Here is a 10,862-nt window from a genome sequence, read left to right as displayed (position 1 = left end):
GTTTACAACCTATACGTGTAAATATATTGGTTATTGGAGTAGCAATACTTGTATATAGCAAGTCTTATACCCATGAGGTACAAATCTCTGGTTTTTAGGGAGCAGGGAGCAGGGAGCAGTAAAGAGGGAAGAGGGAAGAGGGAAGAGGTAAAAAATAATGTGTACCTCATAGCTACGAGAAACGCTATAAAGTATTAGCAGTGTTAATAGGAGTCGATCTTTGGATCAAAGACGAGACACGGCGCGGGCATGTGGCTGTGCTTGCTCTACGCGAGCTATATATTGCAGCGTGACGATTTTGTGTACAGCAATGGCACGCTTAAGCACATTTTTGCCAAGTTCGCGATCGCTTTGGAAGAACTTGAGAAAAGCTTTTTTGGGTGTGTTGACAATCTGTACCGAAGATTGAAAGCCCCCCTCAAGCAAAATCATGGCAACATCTTCTCTACCCTTAGGTACAATCCGCAGCATGCGCTGATAGGCTTTGAGTAGATTTAATACCCTGGTTTTTTCATCTTCATCTTTAAACTTGATCCATTTATATTTTTTGAGATTAGGAGTGTGAAGCAAATCCGCTTTGCGAAAGTCTACCTCTGAGTTCTTTTGTAGGAAAATTTTAAGTTTTTTTAAATCCGCAGTCAACAAATTACTAGATTCTTTTAATACTTGACTCATGGTACTTACTTAGGTGTGAGAAAATAGTGTTTCACGTTTGTCTTGTGAGTGTAAGTTCATTGGTTTTGTTCAATGTTTTTAATATAACTTCTTTGGAAAGAATAGTCATTGTCACTTACAGACAAAGTCTGTTGTCATTTCTGACCATTAGTGATTGCACTTTTCGGTAATGATTTAATGTTGTAGTTGGGATAGTACACCGAATGGCACTAAGTTAAAAGACTAAAATTTGCTCAAAAGCTTATATCGCAGGACTTTTATGAATTATAAATTTTTCCTGAACAAGTATTTGAGCATTTCTTATTAGTGCGATTCGGTCACAAACCCCATCCAATTCGATCGAGCCTCAGACTTCATTGGGCATGGGGCATGCCCTGGTTGACTGACAAAAATTGAAGTCAAAAGTGTTCAAATGGTTATGGGTCGAGGAATTGCAGGACTTGACATTAGTGAGATTGAGCCAGCATTCTTTGAATGGTTTCCACTCACATCCTCCTTTTGCTGTGAAAAAAACTCCCATATCTACAATGCCTTGAAGTACTGGTAAAGTCAACAAGCTTGACTGGGCGACACCTAACCACCTGTTTATGGATGGTGGTAGCGCTAATCTTTACAGGGGAGGTAAATTTAACCCGTTGGATTCCTTACATACCATGTCGTGGTAAATATGCCCAAAGCAAACATTGAAAAAGAACACCTGGATTTGGCGAAGAGGAAAAGGCTGGTGTCAGCTCAAAGATTTTCACTGTCAGCCATGCAAAGCGCGAGTGGGGGAAACCACGGCAGACCGCGAGTGGGGGAGACCTCACAGGGGTAGGTTTTTAACAAAGACCTCAGGTGTGGGGTGTGGGGTGTGGGGTGTGGGGTGTGGGGTGTGGGGGATAAGAAAGCGATGCAGAGGTGCTCCCTGCTCCGTTCGCGTAGCGTGGCCTACGGCCTCAGTCCCTACAAACCCAAAACTTTGTACCTAACTGAAGTGCAAACCGCTGTAAGGTTTATCCATTACATATTAAAAAATTAGGAATATAATAATTAGTAAAGCAGATTTTATCGCCAATAACGTTACGTTTATTTTATAAGTTATATAACTATGTCAGCTATAACGATTAAAGACATCAAACTCGATAGCCTTTCTGTGGAAGAACGCCATGCACTTGACATTCTAGTCAATTTGCCAGTGCCTCAGGTTATTCAACTCCAAGAATTAATGGAATTGGAGGTAGAAGACGTTATTAGCCCTATAATTATACAAAATTTTATTCAACTGTGTCAAGAATGCGGCTTGGACTTATCTGAGGCAGGAGTCAATAAGTTTAAAGAGGCGAACAAACTCGGTAATACTGGAGCCGTAAGAGGAATTATTGGTCCTCAAACGGCTCAGTTTTACTTTGATGCTATCATCAAGAAAGTAACACCAGAGTTGCCACCAGGTACCGATAGAAACATTAACCAAGGTGGTTTAGATCTGGTGAAAGAGTTTGAAGGACTCCATAAAAGGTGCCCCGATGGCCGAGTAGAAGCTTATATCGATCCGGTGGGAATTCCTACTATTGGATGGGGTCATACGGCTGGTGTTCGCATCGGAGATATCATTACTGTTGAGCAAGCGGAGAAATTGCTCAGACAAGATTTAGAAAGTTCTGAATCTACGGTGAGTAATCTTGTCAAAGTATCACTGACTGATAATCAATTCTCTGCTCTAGTTAGCTTTGTGTTCAATATAGGACCAACAGCGTTTAGGCGCTCGACATTGTTACGTAAGTTGAATCAGGGTGATGATCAAGGGGCTGCCAATGAGTTTCTTCGTTGGAACAAGGGTGGTGGTCGAGTCCTATTAGGCTTGAGCAAACGCAGAGAAGCGGAGCGTAAACTGTTTCTGAGCTAATTCAAATTGTTCGCGCAAGCGTGGCCTTTTGGCCAAGGTTGCAGGTTAAAAGTTGAAGGTTGAAGGTTGCAGGTTGCAGGTTTAAAGGTTTAAAGGTTGAAGGTTGAACGCGATTGCGTGGCCTTTTGGCCAAGGTTGAAGGTTAAAGGTTGCAGGTTTAAGGTTGTCAGCCAAGGCTAGACCTAATCCCTAACCCCTCTAAGTTGGGCAAAATGTATAATAAGAGACCTATCCCCCAGTAAGGTCATTACTCACCTTACCAAACCAATAAGTTTATTTGGGCTACAGGCATGACCAAACAAGCACCTACTTCCTTGCTTTCCCTAAACGTGGCACCGACTCAAGTAGTGCGTTGTCCGTTGGAAGACTCAGGAAATGCGATCGCACGGTTGGGAAATCGTCCTTTGATTGTAGGAGGCCAGCATACTCTGGCTACCCTAGGCTCATCACTGGAATCGGTTTTGGAACAGCATCAACTCAGTTATGAATGTGCATCCTACAGTCCTGATTGTAGTGAGAAGTCTTTAGCTAAACTCTCAGAAGCCGTTGCTGCTCATCAATCTGACTTAATTATTGGGATTGGTGGTGGTAAGGCGTTGGATATTGCTAAAATCCTAGCGCACCAGTGCCAGTTACCTGTGGTTACTGTACCCACCTCTGCTGCTACCTGTGCCGCTTGGACAGCTCTATCTAATATCTATTCTGACCAGGGGGCTTTCCTGTATGATGTTGGACTTGACCATTGCCCAGATTTATTGGTACTTGATTACAGTTTGATTCAGACAGCGCCCCAACGTACCCTAGTTGCCGGAATTGGTGATGCCTTAGCGAAGTGGTACGAAGCTTCGGTTAGTAGTGGTAGCGCTACAGATACTCTAATTATTGCGGCTGTCCAACAGGCAAGGGTATTGCGAGATATTTTGTTCCAAAAGTCGGTTGATGCTCTAACCCAACCTGGTAGTGAGGTTTGGCGGGAAGTTGTCGATGCAACAGTTTTACTGGCTGGTGTGATTGGGGGCTTGGGTGGAGCTCGATGTCGTACTGTTGCTGCCCATGCTGTACATAATGGTTTAACTCATATACCAGCAGCTCACGATTCTTTACATGGTGAAAAAGTGGCTTATGGCATTTTGGTGCAGCTGCGTTTAGAAGAAATGCTTCAGGGGAACCAACTGGCAGCATCAGCACGGCAACAGTTGCTGAAGTTTTATAGTGAGCTTGGTTTGCCCCAAACTCTCCAAGACCTGGGATTAGGGTCCATTACCTTGGCTCAGTTACAGAAAGCAGCTGAGATTGCCTGTGGGGAAAATTCTGATATTCATCGGCTACCCTTTAAGGTGCTTCCAGAACAGCTGATGGCAGCAATGGTTTCTACTAGGGTACTAGTTGAGGGGAGTCGTAAGGAGTTAAGTTTGACAACCTCAACGGTTGAAGGTTGTCAGGTTTAAGGTTGAAGGTTGTCAGGTTGAAGGTTGAAGGTTGCAGGTTGAAGGTTGCCGGGTCAACGGTGTTGGGTGTCAGGTTGAAGGTTGCAGGTTGCAGATTTTGAGCTCAAACCTGATACCCTTTAATATTACTAGGATTTTCCCTTACACTGGCTCTCAACTCGTTCGCGATCGCATAAGCGCGGAAGCTTCGCTTCATCGCGTGGCCTTTTGGCCAAAGTCAAAAATTATAGGTCTTGACCTTCAACCGGCTAACTTCCAAACCTGACACTGATGATGGTAGATTTGATTACCCCAGCACAACGACTAAGCGCACTCCCTCCCTACGTATTTGCTCGTTTAGATGAATTAAAAGCAAGAGCCCGTGAGCAAGGGCTGGATTTGATTGACTTAGGGATGGGTAATCCTGATGGTTCAGCACCGCAGCCGGTGATCGAAGCAGCGATCGCAGCCTTAAAAAATCCGGCTAACCACGGTTATCCTCCGTTTGAGGGGACTGCTAGTTTCCGTCGGGCAATTACGAATTGGTATCACCGCCGCTATGATGTGGAGCTAGACCCAGACAGTGAAGCTTTACCTCTGTTAGGGTCTAAGGAAGGACTAGCTCACCTAGCCTTAGCCTATGTGAATCCGGGAGATTTGATTTTAGTACCTTCTCCTGCTTATCCAGTCCACTTCCGGGGTCCGTTGATTGCTGGGGGGGAAATTCACAGCTTGGTGTTGAAACCGGAAAATGATTGGCTGATTGATTTAGGGGCGATTCCGGATCAGGTTGCCCAACGAGCTAAGATCCTCTATTTTAACTATCCCAGTAATCCAACCACCGCTACCGCCCCAAGGGAGTTTTTTGAAGAAATAGTTGCGTTTGCCCGTCGGTACTCAATTCTGCTGGTACATGACTTATGTTATGCCGAATTAGCATTTGATGGCTATCAGCCTACTAGCTTGCTGGAAATTCCTGGCGCTAAAGATATTGGTGTCGAATTCCATACCCTATCGAAAACTTATAATATGGCTGGCTGGCGCGTTGGCTTTGTAGTGGGGAATAGCCGCATTATTCAAGGGTTGCGTACCTTAAAAACTAATCTCGACTATGGCATCTTTGCTGCCTTGCAAACTGCTGCTGAAGCCGCCTTGCAACTGCCAGATGTTTACCTTCAAGACGTCCAAAACCGTTACCGCCGCCGCCGAGATTTCATGATTGAGGGTTTGGCCGAGTTGGGTTGGCAGATTCCTAAGTCTAAGGCAACCATGTATCTGTGGGTTCCTTGCCCAATCGGGGTAGGTTCAACGGATTTTGCCCTGAATGTTTTGCAGCAAACTGGAGTAGTCCTCACCCCAGGAAATGCTTTTGGTATCGGGGGTGAAGGGTATGTGCGGATTAGTTTGATTGCGGAATGCGATCGCTTGGGTGAAGCCCTCAATCGGTTGAAACAAGCTAATATCCGCTACCAAGCCGAAACAATGGTAAAGGTTGAAGGTTGAAAGTTGCAGGTTACAGGTTGCAGGTTGGAGGTTGCAGGTTTAAGGTTGCAGGTTGTAAGTAGCTGCAGGTAAGTGAACTCAACAACTGTTGGGGCAATTAGATCAAATCTGCTGACTCTCTCCCCATCTCCCCATCTCCCCATCTCCCCATCTCCCCATCAATGTTTACAATATTACTTCTCCCAACTGCTAATCTTGGTCACCCCTTCAGGTAATATACTTGAACACAACTTTTGATAAAGAGTCTGCTGGGGTGTGAATGTAATCGTGAAGAACAATAGCCTTCGGACAGGGGTAGCGATTGGCCAAAGGCCAATCGCTTTTTTGTGGATGGCAACAAGTACTGGTAATGCTGTTGCTGAATTAGTCATGATTGAGCAACAGGTTAAAGAGGTTGTGTCTCATCTAGTTGGGGTAATGGATACCTCGGCCCAAGCCAGAGCTAACCCAGATTCTCCTGATGTCCGCATCACCACCTGTACTGTCAAGCTAGAGAGTGTTGATCCTGGACTCAACCGTCCTACATCAGTATTTCTGTATCAGGAACAAGCGCTTTCCAAACGCCTTAACTCTCCTTACCGACAGCGATTTTTGCGTATAGCTGTCAGTGACAATGGCCAGAGTGTAGAATCTAGGGGGTTTAAACCTCAAAACCCAAAAACTCTGATTGGTTTGTGCAATCAATCTGATCGGGAGCGAGTGATACCCTCAAATAACTTAGTTGACACTCCCCGCCCTGGAAGGACGGGGATTCTTGCTTCAACGGGGTGACTTGTTTAACCAGGCCGGAGCCAGGAAAAATAGAGGTCTCCTCTCCACAAGCGTAGAGGGTCTATGACCTAGGTTTCGGTGTGCCCCACCGTACCTTTTCAAAATTTACTTAAATAGATACTTTTTTTATCTAAATTTTTCATAGACGTTTAAGTCGTTAGACCAAATTACGCAATATGTATCTGAGACATATTTTTCACGTTGCCTACTTATGGTTAGATAGTATCCATTTAGTTTAAAAGTCTATTGTTTATTCTTTTAGAATAGCACACCTGGTACAAATTATCAAGGGCATTGTTTTTGAAAAAAAGCCGTCGAACGAAGGACGGGGCTTTAGACCCATTTTTTTGGTAAAGCGGTGTGCAGTGTATTTTTGAAGCCAGTCGGTGAGAACTACATCGGTCAGACACCAGATGATGGTTGTCCAACTAAGTACAGAGGAGCAGTCAAAATCACCAATACCATTATACTCCACAAAGAAGGTATGGACACCTTAGATCGGGGTTTTGATGCTGCTGGCAATTTGGTATGGGGCGCGAAAGATTTACCCTACCAGTTTCGTTGGGTGGAACCGCAGTAGAGCCTGTTGGTCAATTGCCTGATATCAAATTCGGTGCAATAACCATACTTCCTGGTGACCACAGCAGGGGAGCAGGGGAGCACTCAGCTATAAGCTATAAGCTTATGCGCTACGCGCACGCTACTTGAGGTGCTATCAGCTATCAGCCATTAGCCTTGGCCATTCGCACCTCAAGCAGCGTGGCCACGCTACGGGAACAGTTTATGGGCTACACCCACGCTACTTGAGGTGGTTTTGAATAAAATAAGCACCTCAAGTAGCGTGAGCCAAAAGCTGACGGCTGACGGCTGACTGCTGAATGCTTATGGGGCGAGACAGAGCCGAATTTCACCATTGGTTCTTTTGCACAAATGATTTAGGATGTCTATCGTTTATAAAAATTCATCAAAACTAGAACGTTAGCTTTACCTAAATTTTATAAAACAATCTATTAACGCAATTCAAAATCATTCCACCAGTGTAGCACCAAAAAGTTATGCCACACTGGCAACCTTGTGAGCCTTTAATAAGCCACTATACTAAGCAGTTAATCTCATTTAACTATCAGTAAAAACTTAGTAAAACCTTAGTAAAAATTTAGTAAAGCAATAGGAGTGCTATTTCTCTTGACCTAGATATATTGAAATTCATTAAATCAATAAAAAAATAAAAAATATGTCTTTAGTTGTGTTTCTTTTGATTTTTTATTTAGCTATACTAACCACCGATTTATAAAGTTAAGATAACTTGCACACCCAGAGGTATAAAACATCGATAATTCTGTGTTACCCGTTTCCCGTTCCGTAAGCATTCAGCTATCAGCTGTCAGTGGTCAGTGGTCAGTGGTCAGTCAGTGGTCAGTGGTCAGCGGTTAGCCGTTTGCCTTTGGCACCTCAAGTAGCGTGCGCGTAGCGCATAAGTTGATAGCTGATACGCGACACGCTGATAGCACCTCAAGTAGCGTGTGCGTAGCACATAAGCTGACGGCTGAATGCTTACCCCGTTCCCTGTTACCTAATCCGAAGCTTCCTAGCTAAATTATTGTGTAATTTTTCATAATTAACTGGATAATAAAAGATGACGAATAACTTATCAAATTGGTTACTAGGTCTAAGAAATCGCCACTTCTTACTCATTGATTTGATTATTTTCACGAGTACGCCAGTATTAGCTCTAGTCCTGTTCTTAAACAATCATCTAGATATCAACCCCTATCAATCTGGACTGATACTGGCAACCATTCTGTTCCTAATCGTTAAACTAACTGTATTTTCTACCTTCGGTCTATACAAGCGTTGCTGGTCTTATGCCAGTATTGATGAACTAGAGCATATAGCCGCACTTACTGCTGCTGCTATCGTCATCCAAACGTTATTGTTTCACTGGTCTAATGGTTTAACCAATTTATCCTTGAATAGCCTGCCTAATTCCTTGCCCTTACTTGACGGTATACTCAGCTTGTTGTTTGTCGGTAGTCTTCGCTTCAGTGTTCGTGCCGTCGAAAGAGTCAGCCAAAGGCATAGGAAGTTTCATCGCCGGGACAATGTACTGATTGTTGGTGCTGGTAGTGCAGGGGTTGCTCTAGCCCAGGATATGCAAAAGAATCCTTCCCTGGGTTTTAATCCTGTCGCCTTTATTGACGATGACCGTAAAAAGCTCAATTTAAGAATTAGGCGACTACCTATAGTTGGTAATCGTGATGCCATTCCTGATGTTGTTCGCTCTCTACGTATTCGCAAAATTATTATCGCCATGCCTACAGCACCTGGGCGAGTTATTCGGGAAGTTTTAGATATTTGTAAATCCACAGGAGTACCAACTAGTACTTTACCTGGTATGAATGAAATCCTCAATAATCCTATCCGTGTTGGTAGTGTTCGGGATGTCAAGATTGAAGACTTGCTGCGTCGCGAACCTATACAAACTGATGTTCAGCGTGTGGCTAAGTTTCTGAAAGGAAAGATAGTTTTGGTGACAGGAGCAGGAGGCTCTATTGGCAGTGAACTTTGTCGCCAAATTTTCAAGTGTCAACCCTCAGAAATGGTACTTTTGGGACATGGAGAAAACTCCGTGTTCCATATCCAGCAAGAACTAAACCAGGTTTTAGAACTACTTGAATACGATCGGTTAGAAAATGAAAGACTTCCCAATCTTAACACTATTATTGCTGATATTCGATTGACCGGTCGGTTAGAGTACATTTTTGACCAATTCAGACCAGATATTGTTTTCCACGCTGCGGCTCATAAACATGTGCCAATGATGGAATTAAATCCTCCAGAAGCGATCACAAACAATGTGCTGGGAACCAAAAATTTGCTGGATCTCTCATTGCGATATGGTGTGGAACACTTTGTCATGATTTCAACGGATAAAGCAGTTAATCCCACCAATGTTATGGGCTGTAGCAAGCGAGTGGCGGAAATGCTGGTGCTACAAGCAGCTCAAAGGAGTGGTAGGCATTTTTCTGTGGTTCGTTTTGGCAATGTTCTCGGTAGCCGAGGTAGTGTTGTTCCTACCTTTAAGCGTCAAATTGCTGCTGGGGGTCCGGTGACTGTTACCCACCCTGATATCTGTCGCTATTTCATGACGATTCCAGAAGCAGTTCAATTGGTTTTGCAAGCCTCAGTGATTGGTCAGGGCGGTGAAGTTTTTATGCTCAATATGGGTCAACCGGTCAAAATTGTTGACTTAGCCAAAGAACTGATTCGCCTGTCCGGGTATGAAGTGGGTAAGGACATTGACATTGTCTTTAGCGGACTGCGACCAGGAGAAAAGTTATTTGAGGAACTGCTAATTCCTGGAGAAGAATATGAACCAACCCTACACGACAAATTGCTAGTAGTTAAAAATGCTAGTCATATGGTTTCCAAAAATCTTGACTATGCAGTAGATGCACTCCGGAAAGCTGCAGATCAAAATTATACCAATCTAATTTTATTCTTGCTGGAGCAACTGGTACCAGGATACACCCCTAAATACAAAAAAACTACTCCAATCCTAAATTTTTATTCGGATATTTCTAAGATGATTAGGACTGATGACAAGATTAAAGTGTTAGACAAGTGTTATCACCAAGCCAACGGCCAAGTTACCCAAAGCAAAAAAATTGGGTTCTGGGAAATGGAAGATTATTTGCAAAAGGCTCTAAAAAATCAGGAGTTGCAGCTTTACTACCAGCCGATTATGCTCCTAGAAAACGAGCATATTAATAGTTTTGAAGCATTGTTGCGCTGGCAGCATCCTAACCTAGGATTGATTTACCCAGAAGAGTTTATGCCAGTAGCCAAAGCAACTAGCTTGATTGTTCCCATTGGTTGGTGGGTAATCAGAGAAGTTTGCAATCAACTACAGTCTTGGCAACAACTGTTTCCTAGTCAAACACCGATAACCATTAGTGTTAATCTGTGTCGCCAACAGTTATTGCAACCTGATTTAGTTCAGCAGATTGACCATATTATCAATAAAACTAACTTGGATGCTTATCGTTTGAAGCTAGAAATACCTGAGAGTTTTATTCGTAAAAATCCTGAGGAAGCCATGGTGGTGCTTTCCAAACTTAGAGCCATTGGGGTTCAGTTAGAATTGGATAACTTTGGTATTAATACTTCATCGGATATCAATTATATCCATGAAGTGTCTAACTCTATCTATGGAGAGTTTAATGGCTTAAAAGTTGATCGGTCTCTAGTCAGTAAAATTAATACGGATAACATAAATTTAGAACCCGTTCAAACCGTGGCTAAACTAGCCAATGATCTTGGTGTTGATCTAATTGCCACCGGGGTAGAAACATCCAGGCAAATTGATCAACTAAAAATCCTCAACTGTAAATATGGACAAGGCTACTTTTTCTCCAAACCTGTAGACGTTGAAGCGGCGATAACTTTGATTGGAGTTTAGCTAAACGTAAGCCTTCAGCCGTCAGCTGTCAGCCGTCAGCAGACTTAACTCAGATTAAACGAATGCTTACCTCTTTTATTCAAAAGCTGTCCCGTTCGCACCTCAAGTAGCGTGGCCATTCTCGTAGCGTGGCCAAAAA

10 protein-coding genes are annotated in these 10,862 nt (G+C 43.5%); 6 read left to right on the top strand and 4 right to left on the bottom strand.

Annotated features, from left to right (window positions below; translation table 11 throughout):
* Positions 1–2: 2 nt before the first annotated feature.
* Positions 3–170: a hypothetical protein gene (locus F6K46_RS22185; protein ID WP_293061069.1), complete on the bottom strand. Its 168-nt coding sequence runs from the start codon at positions 168–170 to the stop codon at positions 3–5.
* A 55-nt stretch (positions 171–225) separates the two neighbouring features.
* Entirely contained in the window at positions 226–675 is a 450-nt protein-coding gene (locus F6K46_RS22180) for a hypothetical protein (RefSeq protein ID WP_293061067.1), read from the bottom strand.
* Positions 676–1,765: 1,090 nt separating this feature from the next.
* On the opposite strand from F6K46_RS22180, the gene F6K46_RS22175 reads away from it, so the two are divergent.
* Positions 1,766–2,560 (top strand): lysozyme, encoded by a 795-nt coding sequence (locus F6K46_RS22175; protein WP_293061065.1) that lies wholly within the window; start codon positions 1,766–1,768, stop codon positions 2,558–2,560.
* 1 nt (position 2,561) lies between these two features.
* Here F6K46_RS22175 and F6K46_RS22170 read toward each other — a convergent pair whose 3' ends face one another.
* Entirely contained in the window at positions 2,562–2,693 is a 132-nt protein-coding gene (locus tag F6K46_RS22170; protein ID WP_293061063.1) for a hypothetical protein, read from the bottom strand.
* A gap of 157 nt (positions 2,694–2,850) precedes the next feature.
* On the opposite strand from F6K46_RS22170, the gene F6K46_RS22165 reads away from it, so the two are divergent.
* Complete coding sequence (locus F6K46_RS22165) at positions 2,851–4,008, top strand: iron-containing alcohol dehydrogenase family protein (protein ID WP_293061061.1); 1,158 nt, start codon at positions 2,851–2,853, stop codon at positions 4,006–4,008.
* Between the two features lie 270 nt (positions 4,009–4,278).
* Entirely contained in the window at positions 4,279–5,490 is a 1,212-nt protein-coding gene (locus F6K46_RS22160) for an aspartate aminotransferase (protein ID WP_293061056.1), read from the top strand.
* Here F6K46_RS22160 and F6K46_RS22155 read toward each other — a convergent pair.
* Positions 5,454–5,633, bottom strand: a complete 180-nt coding sequence (locus tag F6K46_RS22155) for a hypothetical protein (RefSeq protein ID WP_293117351.1) — start codon at positions 5,631–5,633, stop codon at positions 5,454–5,456. The two genes, F6K46_RS22160 and F6K46_RS22155, sit on opposite strands and share 37 nt — an antisense overlap.
* Before the next feature lie 124 nt (positions 5,634–5,757).
* Here F6K46_RS22155 and F6K46_RS22150 point away from each other — a divergent pair, with 124 nt between their 5' ends.
* From F6K46_RS22150 to F6K46_RS22140, 3 genes are all read left to right on the top strand, one after another.
* Positions 5,758–6,261, top strand: a complete 504-nt coding sequence (locus F6K46_RS22150; protein WP_293061054.1) for a CpcT/CpeT family chromophore lyase — start codon at positions 5,758–5,760, stop codon at positions 6,259–6,261.
* Between the two features lie 358 nt (positions 6,262–6,619).
* Positions 6,620–6,841 carry a CpcT/CpeT family chromophore lyase gene (locus F6K46_RS22145; protein WP_293061050.1) on the top strand — a complete coding sequence of 74 codons (222 nt, stop codon included), beginning with the start codon at positions 6,620–6,622 and terminating at the stop codon, positions 6,839–6,841.
* A gap of 1,056 nt (positions 6,842–7,897) precedes the next feature.
* Positions 7,898–10,723: a polysaccharide biosynthesis protein gene (locus tag F6K46_RS22140; protein WP_293061047.1), complete on the top strand. Its 2,826-nt coding sequence runs from the start codon at positions 7,898–7,900 to the stop codon at positions 10,721–10,723.
* Positions 10,724–10,862 lie beyond the last annotated feature (139 nt).

This window comes from Moorena sp. SIO3E8 (genome assembly GCF_010692445.1).
GTDB lineage: Bacteria > Cyanobacteriota > Cyanobacteriia > Cyanobacteriales > Coleofasciculaceae > Moorena > Moorena bouillonii.
The sequence above is the reverse complement of the archived record's forward strand: the minus strand, read 5'-3'. Positions and strand labels throughout refer to the sequence as shown.

Coding starts and splice junctions, on each gene's coding strand:
- F6K46_RS22185 (WP_293061069.1), bottom strand. CDS start 170: ATGAGGTACACATTATTTTTTACCTCTTCCCTCTTCCCTCTTCCCTCT.
- F6K46_RS22180 (WP_293061067.1), bottom strand. CDS start 675: ATGAGTCAAGTATTAAAAGAATCTAGTAATTTGTTGACTGCGGATTTA.
- F6K46_RS22175 (WP_293061065.1), top strand. CDS start 1,766: ATGTCAGCTATAACGATTAAAGACATCAAACTCGATAGCCTTTCTGTG.
- F6K46_RS22165 (WP_293061061.1), top strand. CDS start 2,851: ATGACCAAACAAGCACCTACTTCCTTGCTTTCCCTAAACGTGGCACCG.
- F6K46_RS22160 (WP_293061056.1), top strand. CDS start 4,279: ATGATGGTAGATTTGATTACCCCAGCACAACGACTAAGCGCACTCCCT.
- F6K46_RS22155 (WP_293117351.1), bottom strand. CDS start 5,633: ATGGGGAGATGGGGAGATGGGGAGAGAGTCAGCAGATTTGATCTAATT.
- F6K46_RS22140 (WP_293061047.1), top strand. CDS start 7,898: ATGACGAATAACTTATCAAATTGGTTACTAGGTCTAAGAAATCGCCAC.